The 13,974-nt window shown below is 74.2% G+C and carries 16 protein-coding genes; 4 read left to right on the top strand and 12 right to left on the bottom strand.

The window, feature by feature from the left end:
- Positions 1–27: 27 nt before the first annotated feature.
- From ACQPZ4_RS20250 to ACQPZ4_RS20235, 4 genes are read right to left on the bottom strand one after another with little or no spacing between them, the layout of a single operon-like run.
- Positions 28–804, bottom strand: coding sequence for an alpha/beta hydrolase family protein (locus tag ACQPZ4_RS20250; RefSeq protein WP_433063293.1), 777 nt, complete (start codon positions 802–804; stop codon positions 28–30).
- Between the two features lie 35 nt (positions 805–839).
- The gene (locus ACQPZ4_RS20245) at positions 840–3,194 is read right to left on the bottom strand and encodes an ATP-binding cassette domain-containing protein (RefSeq protein ID WP_433063291.1); all 2,355 of its coding nucleotides are present in this window, start codon (positions 3,192–3,194) and stop codon (positions 840–842) included.
- 9 nt (positions 3,195–3,203) lie between these two features.
- Positions 3,204–3,656, bottom strand: coding sequence for a pyridoxamine 5'-phosphate oxidase family protein (locus ACQPZ4_RS20240; RefSeq protein ID WP_433063288.1), 453 nt, complete (start codon positions 3,654–3,656; stop codon positions 3,204–3,206).
- On the bottom strand, positions 3,653–4,006 hold the full coding sequence (locus tag ACQPZ4_RS20235; protein ID WP_433063285.1) for a VOC family protein: 354 nt from the start codon (positions 4,004–4,006) through the stop codon (positions 3,653–3,655). The genes ACQPZ4_RS20240 and ACQPZ4_RS20235 overlap by 4 nt, the downstream gene beginning before the upstream one ends.
- A 185-nt stretch (positions 4,007–4,191) precedes the next feature.
- On the opposite strand from ACQPZ4_RS20235, the gene ACQPZ4_RS20230 reads away from it, so the two are divergent.
- Positions 4,192–4,992: a hypothetical protein gene (locus tag ACQPZ4_RS20230; protein ID WP_433063283.1), complete on the top strand. Its 801-nt coding sequence runs from the start codon at positions 4,192–4,194 to the stop codon at positions 4,990–4,992.
- On the opposite strand, the gene ACQPZ4_RS20225 is transcribed toward ACQPZ4_RS20230, so the two are convergent.
- Complete coding sequence (locus tag ACQPZ4_RS20225; protein ID WP_433063281.1) at positions 4,957–5,580, bottom strand: TetR/AcrR family transcriptional regulator; 624 nt, start codon at positions 5,578–5,580, stop codon at positions 4,957–4,959. The genes ACQPZ4_RS20230 and ACQPZ4_RS20225 overlap by 36 nt on opposite strands.
- A 49-nt stretch (positions 5,581–5,629) precedes the next feature.
- Here ACQPZ4_RS20225 and ACQPZ4_RS20220 point away from each other — a divergent pair, with 49 nt between their 5' ends.
- The gene (locus tag ACQPZ4_RS20220; protein ID WP_433063278.1) at positions 5,630–6,070 is read left to right on the top strand and encodes a VOC family protein; all 441 of its coding nucleotides are present in this window, start codon (positions 5,630–5,632) and stop codon (positions 6,068–6,070) included.
- Positions 6,071–6,074: 4 nt separating this feature from the next.
- Here ACQPZ4_RS20220 and ACQPZ4_RS20215 read toward each other — a convergent pair whose 3' ends face one another.
- Both ACQPZ4_RS20215 and ACQPZ4_RS20210 read right to left on the bottom strand, forming a co-directional pair.
- Entirely contained in the window at positions 6,075–7,286 is a 1,212-nt protein-coding gene (locus ACQPZ4_RS20215) for a cytochrome P450 (RefSeq protein ID WP_433063276.1), read from the bottom strand.
- A gap of 11 nt (positions 7,287–7,297) precedes the next feature.
- Positions 7,298–8,920: an FAD-dependent oxidoreductase gene (locus ACQPZ4_RS20210; protein ID WP_433063273.1), complete on the bottom strand. Its 1,623-nt coding sequence runs from the start codon at positions 8,918–8,920 to the stop codon at positions 7,298–7,300.
- Positions 8,921–9,017: 97 nt separating this feature from the next.
- Between ACQPZ4_RS20210 and ACQPZ4_RS20205 the strand changes: the two genes are divergently transcribed.
- Positions 9,018–9,491 (top strand): GNAT family N-acetyltransferase, encoded by a 474-nt coding sequence (locus ACQPZ4_RS20205; protein WP_433063271.1) that lies wholly within the window; start codon positions 9,018–9,020, stop codon positions 9,489–9,491.
- On the opposite strand, the gene ACQPZ4_RS20200 is transcribed toward ACQPZ4_RS20205, so the two are convergent.
- On the bottom strand, positions 9,488–9,877 hold the full coding sequence (locus ACQPZ4_RS20200) for a nuclear transport factor 2 family protein (RefSeq protein WP_433063268.1): 390 nt from the start codon (positions 9,875–9,877) through the stop codon (positions 9,488–9,490). The two genes, ACQPZ4_RS20205 and ACQPZ4_RS20200, sit on opposite strands and share 4 nt — an antisense overlap.
- 15 nt (positions 9,878–9,892) lie before the next feature.
- Positions 9,893–11,299 carry an amidase gene (locus tag ACQPZ4_RS20195; protein ID WP_433063265.1) on the bottom strand — a complete coding sequence of 469 codons (1,407 nt, stop codon included), beginning with the start codon at positions 11,297–11,299 and terminating at the stop codon, positions 9,893–9,895.
- Positions 11,300–11,346: 47 nt separating this feature from the next.
- On the opposite strand from ACQPZ4_RS20195, the gene ACQPZ4_RS20190 reads away from it, so the two are divergent.
- Complete coding sequence (locus ACQPZ4_RS20190) at positions 11,347–11,841, top strand: TetR/AcrR family transcriptional regulator (RefSeq protein WP_433063262.1); 495 nt, start codon at positions 11,347–11,349, stop codon at positions 11,839–11,841.
- On the opposite strand, the gene ACQPZ4_RS20185 is transcribed toward ACQPZ4_RS20190, so the two are convergent.
- From ACQPZ4_RS20185 to ACQPZ4_RS20175, 3 genes are all read right to left on the bottom strand, one after another.
- Positions 11,838–12,053: a hypothetical protein gene (locus ACQPZ4_RS20185; protein WP_433063259.1), complete on the bottom strand. Its 216-nt coding sequence runs from the start codon at positions 12,051–12,053 to the stop codon at positions 11,838–11,840. The genes ACQPZ4_RS20190 and ACQPZ4_RS20185 overlap by 4 nt on opposite strands.
- Positions 12,046–13,032 (bottom strand): universal stress protein, encoded by a 987-nt coding sequence (locus ACQPZ4_RS20180; RefSeq protein ID WP_433063257.1) that lies wholly within the window; start codon positions 13,030–13,032, stop codon positions 12,046–12,048. Before ACQPZ4_RS20180 ends, ACQPZ4_RS20185 begins: the two co-directional genes overlap by 8 nt.
- Positions 13,033–13,115: 83 nt before the next feature.
- The gene (locus tag ACQPZ4_RS20175; RefSeq protein ID WP_433063255.1) at positions 13,116–13,955 is read right to left on the bottom strand and encodes a peptidoglycan DD-metalloendopeptidase family protein; all 840 of its coding nucleotides are present in this window, start codon (positions 13,953–13,955) and stop codon (positions 13,116–13,118) included.
- Positions 13,956–13,974 lie beyond the last annotated feature (19 nt).

The following is a 13,974-nucleotide window of genomic DNA, read 5'->3' as shown; positions in this document are numbered from 1 at the left end:
GATCGCACCACCGCCCCGCCGGCCCGCTCAGGCCGGCGGGGCGGTGGTGCGCAGGTAGTCGTCGACGGCCTTGGTCGCCTCCGGGGCACCCTCGGCCGTGATGGTGAGCAGGGCCGTGCCGTGCAGGCTGCCCTCGACCAGCACGAGCTTGCGGGACTGGCCGGGGGTGGCGTCGTGCATCGCCTGCGCGGTGTCGGCGAAGCCGGTGTCGCCCTTGGCCGCGACGTACAGGACCGGTGCGGTCAGCTTCGGCACCGCGTCCAGCGCGCTCTCCCCGCCGTAGCTGGAGGGCCCGGAGAGGCTGATGACCGCGGCCGGCGGCGGGGTCATCGCGGCCGCCGCGATCAGGGTGGCCGTCGCGCCGCGGGAGGCGCCGATCAGCACCACCTTGCCGGAGCCGCCGGTGCGGGCGTAGGCGGCCGCGGCGGCCACGTCGTCGGAGTTCTTGCCGGTGTCGGCGCGGCGGGAGGTGCCCTCGCCGTTGAAGTCGAACGCCAGCACCCGGTACCCCGCCGCCGCCTTGCCCTTGGCCCACGACAGCCACGAGCAGCTCGTGGCGCTGGCCTGCGGGGCGAGCACGAGCGTGACGCCGCCGGTGCCGACCAGGTAGCCGCCCAGCTCGGCGCCGGTCTTGCCCGGGAAGCGCACCGCCTTGCCGGTGAGCTCCGGGTCGCCGCACACCGATGCCGCCGTGGTCGGCGCGGGATCGGCCGGACTGGCCGGACTGGCCGGACCCGCCGGTTCGGCCGTGGCGGAGCAGCCGGCGAGCAGCAGGACGCAGCAGACCCCCGTGAAAAGACGCATACCGATGCGACCCGCGAGCCGGCCATCCGGTTGCATCAGCGGCGGACGTAGTCCGCCAGATGCTCGCCGGTCAGCGTCGACTTCGCCGCGACCAGGTCGGCCGGGGTGCCCTCGAACACGATCCGGCCGCCGTCGTGGCCGGCGCCGGGGCCGAGGTCGATGATCCAGTCGGCGTGCGCCATGACGGCCTGGTGGTGCTCGATGACGATCACCGACTTGCCGCTGTCGACGAGCCGGTCGAGCAGGCCCAGCAGCTGCTCCACGTCGGCGAGGTGCAGGCCGGTGGTGGGCTCGTCGAGGACGTACACGCCGCCCTTGTCGGCCATGTGGGTGGCCAGCTTCAGCCGCTGCCGCTCGCCGCCGGACAGCGTGGTGAGGGCCTGGCCGATGCCCAGATAGCCCAGCCCGACGTCGGCGAGCCGCCCCAGGATCGCGTGCGCGGCGGGCAGCTTGGCCTCCCCCGCGGCGAAGAACGCCTCCGCCTCGGTCACCGGCATGGCGAGCACCTCGCTGATGTCCCGGCCGCCCATCTTGTACTGCAGGACGCTCGCCTCGAACCGCCGCCCCTCGCACTCCTCGCACACGGAGGACACGCCGGCCATCATGCCGAGATCGGTGTAGACGACCCCGGCGCCGTTGCAGGTCGGGCAGGCGCCCTCGGAGTTCGCGCTGAACAGGGCCGGCTTCACGCCGTTGGCCTTCGCGAACGCCTTGCGGATCGGCTCGAGCAGGCCGGTGTACGTCGCCGGGTTGCTGCGCCGCGACCCGCGGATCGGGCTCTGGTCCACCGCGACGACCCCCGCCGTCGCCGGGATGGAGCCGTGCAGCAGCGAGCTCTTGCCGGAGCCGGCGACGCCGGTGACCACGGTCAGTACACCCAGGGGAATGTCGACGTCGACGTCGCGCAGGTTGTGGGTGTTGGCGCCGCGGATCGGCAGCGTGCCGGTCGGCTTGCGCACGTCCGGTTTGAGGGCGACCCGGTCCGCGAGGTGCCGGCCGGTCGCGGTGTCGCTGGCGCGCAGTTGCTTGACGGTGCCGGTGAAGCAGATCTGGCCGCCCGCCGCGCCGGCGCCGGGGCCGAGGTCCACGACGTGGTCGGCGATCGCGATCGTCTCCGGCTTGTGCTCGATGACGAGCACCGTGTTGCCCTTGTCGCGCAGCTGCAGCAGCAGGTCGTTCATCCGGGCGATGTCGTGCGGGTGCAGGCCGATCGTCGGCTCGTCGAACACGTACGTGATGTCGGTCAGCGACGAGCCGAGGTGCCGCACGAGCTTGACCCGCTGGGCCTCGCCGCCGGAGAGCGTGCCGGCCGGGCGGTCGAGCGAGAGGTACCCGAGGCCGATCTCGACGAACGAGTCCAGGGCGTGCCGCAGCCCCTCCAGCAGCGGCGCCACCGACGGCTCGTCGAGCCCGCGCACCCACTCGGCCAGGTCGCTGATCTGCATCGCGCACGCGTCGGCGATGTTGATGCCCTTGACCTTGCTGGACCGCGCGCCCTCGGCCAGCCGGGTGCCCTCGCACTCCGGGCAGGTCTGGAACGTCACCGCGCGCTCGACGAAGGCGCGGATGTGCGGCTGCATCGCCTCGACGTCCTTGGACAGCATCGACTTCTGGATCTTCGGGATCAGGCCCTCGTAGGTGAGGTTGATCCCGTCGACCTTGATCTTCGTCGGCTCCCTGTGCAGGAAGTCGTTGAGCTCCCGCTTGGTGTACTTCTTGATCGGCTTGTCCGGGTCGAAGTACCCGCAGCCGGTGAAGATGCGGCCGTACCAGCCCTCCATGCTGTACCCCGGGACCGTGATCGCGCCCTCGTTGAGCGACTTGTCCGCGTCGTACAGCTGCGTCAGGTCGAGATCGGTGACCGAGCCGCGGCCCTCGCAGCGCGGGCACATGCCGCCGGTGCGGGAGAACTCCGCCCTGATCGTCTTCTGGTTGCCGCGCTCGACGGTGATCGCGCCGGTCGCGCGCACCGAGGGCACGTTGAACGAGAACGCGTTCGGCCCGCCGATGTGCGGCTTGCCGAGCCGGCTGAACAGGATGCGCAGCATCGCGTTGGCGTCCGTGGCCGTGCCGACCGTCGAGCGCGGGTCGGAGCCGATGCGCTGCTGGTCGACGACGATCGCGGTGGTCAGCCCCTCGAGCCGGTCCACCTCCGGCCGGGCCAGGGTCGGCATGAAGCCCTGCACGAACGCGCTGTACGTCTCGTTGATCATCCGCTGCGACTCGGCGGCGATCGTGCTGAACACCAGCGAGCTCTTGCCCGAGCCGGAGACCCCCGTGAACACGGTCAGGCGGCGCTTCGGCAGCTCGATGCTGACGTCCTTGAGGTTGTTCTCGCGCGCGCCATGCACGCGGATCAGGTCATGGCCGTCAGCAACGTGCTTTGCCATCTCGTCTCCCTATTGCAGCCAGTGTCCGTCGCGCATGACGTCGCGCCCGCGCAGCTCATTCTCCTCGCGCCAGGCCTGGACCCGGCGCGGCGTGATGCGGAACCACCGGTACCGGTCGCCGAGCTCGCGCGGATCGAACCCGCTGCGGGCGGCGAACCGGTCGCCGGCGTCCTGGGGCAGCGCGTCGATCGCGAGCACCTCGACGTCGCCGTCGATCATGTTCACGTCCCGGACGAGCCCGAGCCCCAGCCGTACCCGGCCCGACGCGATCAGGTTCCGGCCGGTCGGGCTGTCCGCCGACGTGGCGATGAGCAGCGCCTGCCCGTCCCAGTCGAAGGACAGCGGCACCAGGTACGGCACGCCCTCGCTCGACGCCGTCGCGACCCACAGGTCGACGTCCCGCTCGAGCCGGTTCTGCGTGTCGGCCTGGCGCTGCTGCCGCGTGCGCGGTTCGGGGTTCACTGCGGGTCTTGGAGCAGGCCGAGCACGTTGCCGTCGGCGTCGGTGACGGTCGCGACGAGCCGGCCGTGGCCGACGTCGCGGGCGTCCTGCTTGACGGCCCCGCCGGCCGCGGTGATCTCGGCGATCTTGCCGGCGATGTCGGTGACGTGCCAGTACGACACCGGCACCGTCTCCCCGTTCCCGCCCGGCACCAGCCCGATGTGCTGCCCGGCGACGTCGTAGCCGACGTAGTACGCCGAGTCGGTCTGCGGCTCGATGCCCAGCAGCGCGGTGTAGACCGCCTTGGCCTTCTCAACGTCGGAGACGGGGTGCAGCACGGTCTTGATGCCCAGGTTCTCGATGTCTGTCATGCCGAGAAGCCTATTGGGGCCCGGGACCTGGTGCTTCTTGATTCCTGATCGTTGCCGCCGGTGGCCATGTGGCCATCATGCCGGGTGCACCGGGCGCCCCGGCCGTTTTCGCCCCGCGCCGAGCGGACCGGGTCCCACCAGCGGTTATGGTCGCGCGTTGTTCGTGGACAGTTCTGAGGTACCTCATGGAGCACCGCTCGCAGTCCCGCCGCGGCCGTCATGCGGCTCCGCGCCGGGGTGTCACCGGCCGGTACACGGCCGCCGTCGTGATCGCGCTCGCGGCCGTCGCCGGCGTGCCGCTGCTGTTCACCGGCTCCGACGCCCCGCCCTCCCCGGCCCCGGCCGCGGCGCCGGCGGTGTCCGCCTCCAGCGCCGAGAACCGGATCGCCGAGGCCGAGCGCCGCGCGTCCCGGTCCGAGCCGCGCACGCCCGACACGCCCAGCCGGTCTGTGCCGCCGTCTCCGTCTCCGTCTCATGCGCGATCTACGACGCAGCCGCCACCCCCACCGCGGACCTCGACCACGACCGCCGCTCCCTCGCTGACGCCGAGCGAGACTCCCAGCGCTCCGGCCGGTGCGGTCGAGATGGCCAATGCCACCACGATCGTCGCGGCGGGCAAGCAGCTCGGCCTGCCCAGCAGCGCGTTCGTCGTGGCCGTCGCCGCCGCGCTGCAGGAGAGCCACCTGCACAACCTCGCCAACGCCGCCGTGCCCGAGTCGCTGGACCTGCCCAACGAGGGCGTGACCACCACGGACGGCGACGGGCTCGGGCTGTTCCAGCAGGGCGCGGACCGGGGCACGGTGGCGCAGCTGATGGACCCGGCCGCGGCCGCGGGGCTGTTCTACGCCGCGCTCGTCCAGGTCGACGGCTGGGAGCAGCTGCCGGCCGGCGCGGCCGCGCAGGCGGTGCAGGGCGCGGCGAGCCCGGACGGCTTCGCCCAGTGGCAGGACCTAGCCGAGCAGATCGTCGCCGCCACCGCGCCGTAGCAGCTGCTGGGTGGCGGTTTCGGTGAGCCACGTGCGGTACCGCTGCGGGGTCCATCGACAGTGCCGCCGCAGCAGCTGGTGCGTGTGCGGCGAGGCGAGCGCGTAGAGGATGTCCGCGGCCTCCTGCGCGCTCAGCCCGGCCCGCAGCTCGCCCGCGTCGTGCAGGGACTGGGTCAGCGTCAGCCAGACCGCCCGCGTGGCCCGCGCCCCCGCGTCGGCGGCCGCGCGCATGTCGGGGTCGGCGTCGGCGGCCTGGACGGTGACCATGATCAGGTCGCCGGCCCGCTCGAACAGGTCGGCGGTGTAGCCGAGCACCGTGGGCAGGTCGCCGGTGCGGATCTCGGGCCGGTCGGCCACCGCGACCGGCTCCTCGTCGCCGGCGGTGGCCACGTCGAGCACGTGCCGGAACAGCTCGGCCTTGCCCGGGAACGCCGCGTACACCGTGCGCTCCCCCACCTCCGCCGCCCGCGCGATGTCGCGCATGGTCGTGACGACGTACCCGCGGGAGACGAACAGCGCGGCCGCCGCCTCGCGGATGCGCGCCCGGGTCCGGGCCGCGGCCTCGGCACGCTTGACGGGTGGGGGCATGCGGTCCATATTAGCAGCAGTACTGCTGCAGCGAAATTCGGAGGTCGCCATGCCCACCCTCGAACTGGCCGGCGTGCACCACGTGAAGATCCCGGTGACCGACCTGGACCGGTCGCTGGACTGGTACCGGCGGGTCTTCGGGCTCCGCCCGGCCATGGAGTTCCGCGACGCCGACGGCGTGGTCCGCGGCCTCGTCTGCGAGGCACCGGGCCTCGGCCCGACGAGCGTCGGCCTGCGCGTCAACCCGGCCGCGGCGGAGGGCTGCGCCGGCTTCGACCCGGTCAGCTTCGCCGTGCGGGGCCGCGCCGACCTCGAGGCCTGGGCCGCCCACCTGGACGGCCTCGGCGTGGAGCACTCGCCGGTGATCGAGGCCTCGATCGGCTGGCTGCTGGTCTTCGCCGACCCGGACGGCCTCGCCCTGCACCTGTACACCTGGGACGAGCACGGCCGCGACCACGCCGACCGCCCCGGCTACGGCCGCGCCGTCTAGCCGTCTAGCCGTCGAACGCCACGCGCAGCTCGCTCGGGCCGCGCAGGGCCGGGTTCGGCCGGTACGGCGGCGGGTCGGTCACCAGCCGCGGGTTCTTCACCCGGTCCGCGAACGCCAGCAGCGCCACCTGGGTCTCGATCCGGGCCAGCGGGGCGCCGAAGCAGTAGTGGATGCCGCTGCCGTAGCCGAGGTGCTCGTTGTCGGGCCGGTCCGGGTCGAAGCCGTCGGGCTCGGCGAAGCGGGCCGGGTCGCGGCTGGCCGCGGCGAGCATGAGCATGAGCTCCGAGCCGGCCGGGATGGTGGTGCCGAGGATCTCGATGTCGGCGAGCGCGCTGCGGCCGGTGAGCATGTGCACCGGCGGCTCGTAGCGCAGCAGTTCCTCGACGAGCGGCACCACGCGGTCCGGGTCGGCGCGCAGCCGTTCGAGGTGCTCGGGCCGGCGCAGCAGGGTCAGGATGCCGTTGGCGATCAGGTTCACGGTGGTCTCGTGGCCGGCGACGAGCAGCAGCACGCTCGTGGCGACGACGTCGCCGCGGGTCATCGCGCCGTGCGGGCCGGCGTCGGCGAGCATGCCGGAAATCAGATCCTCGCCGGTACGGCCCGCGCGCCCGTCGACCAGGCGCGCCAGATAGTCGCCGAGGTCGGCCACGGCCGCGTTGCGCGCCTGCTGGCGTTCGACGAACGAGCCGGTGGCCGGGTCGAAGGTGCGGATCAGCGCATCGGCCCACGCGCTGAAGCGCGGCTGGTCCGACCGGGGCACGTCGAGCAGCCGGCAGATCGCGGCCACCGGCAGCGGGTAGGCGAACTCCGCGACCAGTTCGGCCTCGCCCCGCCCGGCCAGCCCGTCGAGCAGCTCGCCGGCGAGGCCGGTCAGCCACGGGCGCATGGCCTGGATGCGCCCGGGCGTCTGCGGCGGCCCGAACGGGCGCATCGCCGCGTCGCGCAGCCGGTCGTGGGCCGGCGGGTCGAGCCGGATGAACTCCATCGGCAGCCCTTCGCCCGACTCGGCCAGGGCCTCGCCGCCGGGATGGTGGCGCGGGTCGGAGCTGACCCGCGGATCGTGCAGCAGGGCGACCACCTCGTGGTAGGTGCTCACCACGTAGGTGCCGTCCGGCCGCCGCAGCACCGGCGTCTCGCGGAGGCGGGCGTAGAGCGGGTACGGGTCGGCCCGTCCCGCCTGGTCGAGGATGCGGTCGAGGAGCGCCGTGTCGGCCATGGTGGACCCTTTCAGTGGTGGTGGACCAGCTCGGCCCGGCGCTCGCTGGGCGCGTGCCCGGTGACCATGACCGTCGCCTCGAGCTCCCGGGTGCCCCGGTCCGGCACGCCGGGCGGGACGGCGCGGCGATCGGCCGGCGGGTCGACGGCCCGGGCGTCCGGCGGGAACGGCGCCGACCGCTCGATCAGGCGCTGGTAGTGCTCCAGCCACCGGCCCTGGTCGAAGGCGACCGCGGCGGTGATGCGCCCCTCCTTGCCGTACACGGCCACGAACCGGCGGCGCTCGGGGTCGCCCTGGGCGATGAGCACCTCGTCGGCGTAGGTCGGCACCCCGACGGACTTGATGTTGACGCCGAACTGCGAGGACCAGAAGACCGGGGTGGCCAGGTGCGGCCAGCGCTCGGGGGCGGCGCTGATCATGTTGTGCGCGGCGACCTCGGCCTGCGTGACCGCGTTGCCCCAGTGCTCCAGGGCCAGGAACTCGTAGTCGTACAGCGGGTGCGGGAACCGGGCGACGTCCCCGGCCACGAACACGTCGTCGGTGACGAGACCGTTGACGTCGAAGGCGCGGCAGCCGGCGTCGCAGCCCACGCCCCAGGCGGCCACCGCGAGGCCCGAGTCGTACAGCCATTCGGTGTTGCGCACCGCGCCGAGCGCGACCACGGCCACGTCGGCGTCGACGGTGGTGCCGTCGGACAGGTGCGCCCGCCGCAGCCGGCCCCGCCCGTCGCCCTCCAGGGCGGACACGGTGACGCCGCAGCGCAGATCGACGCCGTGCGACCGCTGCAGGTCGGCGGCGACCGCCCCGACCACCGCGCCGAGCGCGCCGACCAGCGGCGTCTCGCCCCGCTCGGCGACGGTCACGGCCAGCCCGCGCTCCCGGCAGACGGAGGCGACCTCCGAGCCGGTGAAGCCGGCCCCGATCACCAGCACCCGGTCCGGACGCGCGTCGAGCCGGCGGCGCAGGGCCGCGGCGTCGTCCCGGCCGCGCAGCACGAACACGCCGTCGAGGGCCGCCTCGCCGGCGTCGGGCCAGGGCCGGGCCCGGGCGCCGGTGGCGATGAGCAGCCGGTCGTAGTCGACCGCGCGCCCGTCGGCCAGGCGCACCCGGCGTGCGGCGCGCTCCAGGCCGGTCGCCGGGGTGCCGAGCATCCACTCGGCGTCGAGCTGTTCGCGCCGGGGCAGCTCGGTGCCGTCGGCGGGCAGCCAGCCGTCGAGCACCTGCTTGGACAGCGGCGGGCGGTCGTAGGGCCCAAACGGCTCGTCGCCGATGAGCGTCAGCCGGCCGCGGAAGCCGTCGCGGCGCAGGACCGCCGCCGCCCGGGTGCCGGCCAGGGAGGCGCCCACGATGACGATCCGCCCGTCGCGGCGCAGCGCCTCGAGGCCGGCGTCGAGGCGGCCGGGTCCCTCGCCCGCCGTGACGGGCCGCGCCGCCTCCCGGGCGCCGAGCCGGTCGACGAGGATGGCCTGGACCGGGCAGGCGGCCGCGGCCTGCTGGACGTGCGCGCGGAAGGCCTCGTCGGGCTCCGCGTCGTACAGCAGCGCCTCGTTCCCGTGCATCCGGAAGACCTCCGGCGCGAGGAAGGCGCACTGGGCGTACCCCTGGCAGCGGGTGAGATTCACGACTACTCGCATCGGGCGACCTCCTGCGGCGGAACGTCCCGGGGCTCTGCCCGGCCCGCCCACGCCCAAACTCCGCGCCGTCCGGCGGGCGGGACGGTAGGGTCTGGCCGTGCCTGAACTGCGGCGGCTGCACGCCGATGACGCTCCGGCGGTGCTCGCCTTCGAGCTGGCGAACCGAGCCTGGTTCACCAGCACCATCTCCGACCGGGGCGACGAGTACTTCGAGCAGTTCGCCGACCGCCACCGCGCGGCCCTGGCCGAGCAGGAGGCCGGCGAGTGCGCCTACTACCTGCTCGTCGCCGAGGACGGCGGGATCCTGGGCCGGTTCAACCTCTACGACCTGAGCGACGGCGCGGCGAACCTCGGCTACCGGGTCGGGCTCGATGCCGTCGGGCGCGGGCTGGCGACCGTGGCCGTGCGGGAGCTGTGCCGGCTGGCGGCGGCCGAGCACGGGCTGCGCACCCTGCGCGCGGCCACCTCGCGCGCGAACGTCGCCTCGCAGCGGGTCCTGCTCAAGACGGGCTTCGTGCCGGCCGGGCCGGCCGAGATCGGGCTCGCGTTCCAGCGGGACGTGACGCCCTAGCGGCCGGCCACCACCGCGGTGTCGGCGTAGAGCTGGACCCGCACGATCCGCCCGCCGGCGAGCCCGAAGAGCCAGAGGTTCTGGAAGACCACAGGCTCGCCGGTCGCTCGGGGTACGGCGGTGTTGGTGAGCCGGGCGACGAGGTGGTCGTCGGCGGCGAGCACCTCGTCGACCGCGATGTCGAACGAGGCCCAGACCGGCCCGCCGCCCGGGCTGTGCGCGAAGAAGTCGTCGAACGCGGCGCGGCCGGTGTAGACGCCGCCGTACGGCAGGGTGGCGGGCAGCGTCAGCACGACGTCGTCGGCGAGCATCGGCAGGATCGGGCCGCGCTCGTTGTCGCGGAACAGGCGGGTGACGGCGTCGGTCAGGTCGGCCTTGCTGTACATGCGGCGTCCTTTGTTCTACAGGGGAGGGTGCTCGTCGCGGACCGGGCTCAGGGATTCCAGCAGCGCCGCGACGCGCAGGATGGTGGACTCGGCGTGCCACGTGGCGACCAGCTGCACGCCGATCGGCAGGCCGTCGCCGGTGGTGCCGAAGCGCATGGACAGCGCGGGGAGCCCGGTGAGGTTGAACGGTACGGTCGTCGAGCTCACGTGGAACGCGTCGACCGTCCGGCCGTCGATGGTGAACGTGCCGAGCCCGTGGGCGTGCGCGGGGATCGTCGTGACCGGGAGCAGCAGCAGGTCGTACCGGCGGAAGTAGTCCGCGAAGCCGTCCCGCAGGCGCTCCACGCCCTCCTCGGCGTCGACGTAGTCCACTGTGGACGTGTCCGGGGTGCCGAGCAGGGTCCTGGAGTACGCGAACATCTGCTCCTCGCGTCCCGCGGTGACCTCGCGGACCGGCGGCTTCATTTCCATGACGTGCTGGCGGGCGAAGAGGTCGAGCGGGTTGTCGCGCTCGAGGGCCGGGATGTGCACGGGCTCGACCCGGACTCCGGCGCCCTGCAACGCTTCCGCGGCCGCCTGGACCGTCGCCGCGACCTCGCCGTCGACCGGTCCGAGCCCGGAGTCGACCAGCCAGCCGACCCTGACGGTCTTGTTGTGATCGGCACCGAGGCCGGTGTCGTAGTCGCTCGCCACGCCGGAGAAGCCGTCGGCGCCGTCGGGTCCGGCCAGCAGGCCGTACGCGAGGGCGAGGTCGCGGATGGAACGGGCCATCGGTCCGGCGTGCCAGTCGCGGCGCGGCTCCCGGGGCCAGATCCCGGTCATCGGCACGCGCCCGTGGGTCGCCTTGAGGGCGGCGATCCCGGTGTCGGCGGCGGGCCCGCGCAGCGAGATGGACAGGTCGCTGCCGAGCCCCAGCGGCGACATCCCGGACGCGATCGCCGCGGACTCCCCGCCGCTGGAGCCGCCGGAGGACCGGCCGAGGTCCCACGGGTTGTTGGTCCGGCCGGTGAGGAGGTTGTCGGACTCGATCCAGTACGAGAACTCGGGCAGGTTGGTCTTCGCCAGCAGGATCGCGCCGGCCCGCTTCATCCGCGCCACGGCGGTCGCGTCGGTCTCCGGCACGCGCCCGGCAAAGATCGGCGACCCGCGCTGGGTCGCCACCCCGGCGGTGTCGAACGAGTCCTTGGCGGTGAAGGGCACGCCGTGCAGCGGCCCGACATCGGCACCGCCGGCGAGCTCCCGATCGGCCTCCTCGGCGGCGTCCAGCGCGCCGTCGGCGAGGGTGACGATCGCGTTGGTACGCCCATTCACGGCCTCGATCCGATCGAGGTGAGCCCGCACCACCTCGGCGGAGGACGCTTGTCCGGTGCGGATCAGCTCGGCGAGCGCGGTCGCGTCGGCGTACGTGAGGTCGGTACCCATGGTGGTGACCGTACCCTTAGATTAGGGTCGTAATCTAAGATGGCAGCATGAGCCGGGTGTCACAGGAACAGTCACGGGAGAACCGCCGCCGGGTCGTCGAGACGGCGGCGCGGCTGTTCCGCGAGCGCGGCGTCAACCAGGTGAGCGTGGCCGACGTGATGGCCGGCGCCGGCCTGACCCACGGCGGCTTCTACAAGCAGTTCACGTCGAAGGACGCCCTGGCCGTGGAGGCGCTGGCGCTGGGGCTGTCCGACATCGGCGAGCGGCTGGCCCGCCCCGGCTTCCTGGACTACTACCTGTCGGCGGAGCACCGCGACGACCCGGGCGACGGGTGCCCGATCGCCGGCTTCGCCCGCGACATGCCGGCCGCGGACGCGGAGCTGACGGCCACGTACGCAGAGGGCGTCGAGGACTTCGCCGGCAAGCTCGGCGGGACGGCGGCGGTGAGCATGGCGGTGGGCGCGCTGATCCTGGCCCGGGCCACCGCCGGCACCGAGCTCAGCGACCGCATCCTGCGGGAGGCCCTGGCCGCGCTGCGCTAAGCCTCCTCGTCCAGCTCCAGCAGGATGTCGGCGGCGTCCCGGTTGCCGGCCGCGGCGAGGCGGCGCAGCTCGTCGAGGTCCTCGCGCTCCTGGGCGAGCTCGACGAGCTGGTCCTCGGCGTCGCGGCTGCCGGCCGCGGCCAGGCGGCGCAGCTCGTCCAGGTCGCCGCGCTCGGCCGCCAGCTCGATCCGCTGGTCGATGTCGTCACTCATGCGTCCACCCTATGGGGGCGGCGGGCGTCCTCCCGATCGGCGCACGGTGGTGCAGCGTCGCTGCCGTCGCGCCGGGGGCCGGGTGCACCACGGCGACCGGGCCGGACGCGTGGTGCAGGACCGCCCGGCTGACCGATCCCAGCAGGAGCCGGCCTACGGTGCTGTGGCCGGCCGCCCCGACCACCACCAGATCGGCGCCGGACCCGGCCCGGATCAGGGCGCCGGTGGCCCCGCCGAGCTCCGCCCGGACCCGCAGGTCGGCGCCGGGTCGCCAGGCGGCCACGGCCTCCTCCAGGAGCCGGTCGGCCGCGGCGTGCCTGGCGCCGAGGTCGAAGGAGCCGGGCAGCCGCTGGCCGAGCATCGGATCGACCGGCACCTGGAACGCGTGGACCGCGGTCACGCCGGTGCCGCGCGCCGCCGCCTGCTCGACGGCGAAGGCGATGGCCGCGGCGGAGGCCGGCGATCCGTCGACGCCGACGACCACCCGCCCCGCGCCGGGCCCGGCCGGTCGGCGCTGCTCGCGGACGACCACGACCGGGCAGCCCGCACGGGCGGCGAGCTCGGCGCCGGTGGAGCCGCCGAGGGTCCGGCCGCGCGTCCCGGCGCCGCGCCGGCCGACGACGAGCAGGACGGCGTCCGCGGCGGCGGCGAGCAGCGTGGGGACCGGCGGGCCGCCCACGGCCTCCGCGGAGACGATGAGGTCGGGGCCGACCTGCCGGGCCAGGTCCGCCGCGGCGGCGAGCAGCCGTTCGGCGTGGGGCAGCGGGCGCGACGGGGCGGGCACGGGCATCGCGAGGCCCGCGGGCGGATGGACCAGTGGCGGGCCGGTGCAGGCGTGGACCAGGTGCAGCCGCCGGCCCGACGACACGGCGTCGGCCGCGGCCCAGCGGATGGCGACCTCGCTCTCCGCGGCCCCGTCCACGCCGACGACCGTCACCCCGCGCCCCGGCCCGGCGGCGTTCGCGTCCCTGGTCGCCATCGTCCGGTTCCCTCCGCCGTACCGCCGTCAGGGGCCAGTGCCCGCTGCCGGTCGGTTCATGCATCGGTCCGGAGCCCGCGCCCTCAGTTCCAGCGGTCCTGGTTCAGGAAGCGGGCGAAGCCGCGCCAGGAGTTGGGGCCCATCACGCCGTCCAGCGGGCCGGTGTAGCCGTAGCCGGACGCGAGCTGCTGCACGGCGCGCCACGAGTTCGGGCCCATGACGCCGTCGATCGGGCCGGTGTACCCGTACCCGCGCATCGCCCGCTGCAGCGCCGCCCAGGTGTTGGTGCCGGGGACGCCGTCGATCGGGCCGGTGTAGCCGTTGGTCAGCCGCAGCCAGTTCTGCATCCGCTTGTAGCACGTCGAGTCGGGGGTGCCGGAGGTCTCGGTGGCCGTCTTGGGCAGGCCGGCGGCGGGCGGGTGGGCCGCCACGTACTCGAGCGGGTTGATCCGCACGCCGCTCGGATCGATCATGTGCCAGTGCAGGTGCGGGCCGGTGGACGAGCCCGATCCGGGCGCCCCGGCCGCGCCGCCGGACCGCCCGACCGTCGCGCCGGAGGCCACCGCGGTGCCGTTGGCCAGCACGAAGGCCGACAGGTGCAGGTACTGGCTCTTGTACCCGTCCGCGTGCGCGATGGTCACCGTGTGCCCGCCGGTGCCGTTGTTCGGGATGTTCGTGACGGTCCCCGCCCCGCAGGCCGGCAGCGCGGTGCCGACCGCCATGGCGAAGTCGATCCCGCCGAGCGAGCCGTTGGCGCGGTGCTGGGCCCAGGTCTGGGTGATGGTGTACCCGGCGAACGGGTTGTAGATCACCGGCGCGGCGAACGCGGTGCCGGGCCGGGCGAACAGCGCGCCGCCGACCGTCAGGCCGCCGGTCAGGGCCGCGCCGCGCAGCACACCGCGGCGGCTGAGACCATGCGTCATCGGACACTCCTTTGATCAG

Source organism: Dactylosporangium sp. CS-033363 (genome assembly GCF_050942475.1).
Lineage (GTDB): Bacteria > Actinomycetota > Actinomycetes > Mycobacteriales > Micromonosporaceae > Dactylosporangium.
Note: the sequence above shows the minus strand (reverse complement) of the source record. Positions and strands in the feature narration are given on the sequence as shown.

Excerpts from the sequence above, each read along its gene's own strand:
- ACQPZ4_RS20200 (WP_433063268.1), bottom strand. The coding sequence starts at position 9,877 with ATGTACAGCAAGGCCGACCTGACCGACGCCGTCACCCGCCTGTTCCGC.
- ACQPZ4_RS20180 (WP_433063257.1), bottom strand. The coding sequence starts at position 13,032 with ATGGCGACCAGGGACGCGAACGCCGCCGGGCCGGGGCGCGGGGTGACG.
- ACQPZ4_RS20185 (WP_433063259.1), bottom strand. The coding sequence starts at position 12,053 with ATGAGTGACGACATCGACCAGCGGATCGAGCTGGCGGCCGAGCGCGGC.
- ACQPZ4_RS20190 (WP_433063262.1), top strand. The coding sequence starts at position 11,347 with ATGAGCCGGGTGTCACAGGAACAGTCACGGGAGAACCGCCGCCGGGTC.
- ACQPZ4_RS20210 (WP_433063273.1), bottom strand. The coding sequence starts at position 8,920 with ATGCGAGTAGTCGTGAATCTCACCCGCTGCCAGGGGTACGCCCAGTGC.
- ACQPZ4_RS20245 (WP_433063291.1), bottom strand. The coding sequence starts at position 3,194 with ATGGCAAAGCACGTTGCTGACGGCCATGACCTGATCCGCGTGCATGGC.
- ACQPZ4_RS20250 (WP_433063293.1), bottom strand. The coding sequence starts at position 804 with ATGCGTCTTTTCACGGGGGTCTGCTGCGTCCTGCTGCTCGCCGGCTGC.
- ACQPZ4_RS20225 (WP_433063281.1), bottom strand. The coding sequence starts at position 5,580 with ATGCCCCCACCCGTCAAGCGTGCCGAGGCCGCGGCCCGGACCCGGGCG.
- ACQPZ4_RS20175 (WP_433063255.1), bottom strand. The coding sequence starts at position 13,955 with ATGACGCATGGTCTCAGCCGCCGCGGTGTGCTGCGCGGCGCGGCCCTG.
- ACQPZ4_RS20230 (WP_433063283.1), top strand. The coding sequence starts at position 4,192 with ATGGAGCACCGCTCGCAGTCCCGCCGCGGCCGTCATGCGGCTCCGCGC.
- ACQPZ4_RS20235 (WP_433063285.1), bottom strand. The coding sequence starts at position 4,006 with ATGACAGACATCGAGAACCTGGGCATCAAGACCGTGCTGCACCCCGTC.
- ACQPZ4_RS20220 (WP_433063278.1), top strand. The coding sequence starts at position 5,630 with ATGCCCACCCTCGAACTGGCCGGCGTGCACCACGTGAAGATCCCGGTG.
- ACQPZ4_RS20195 (WP_433063265.1), bottom strand. The coding sequence starts at position 11,299 with ATGGGTACCGACCTCACGTACGCCGACGCGACCGCGCTCGCCGAGCTG.
- ACQPZ4_RS20215 (WP_433063276.1), bottom strand. The coding sequence starts at position 7,286 with ATGGCCGACACGGCGCTCCTCGACCGCATCCTCGACCAGGCGGGACGG.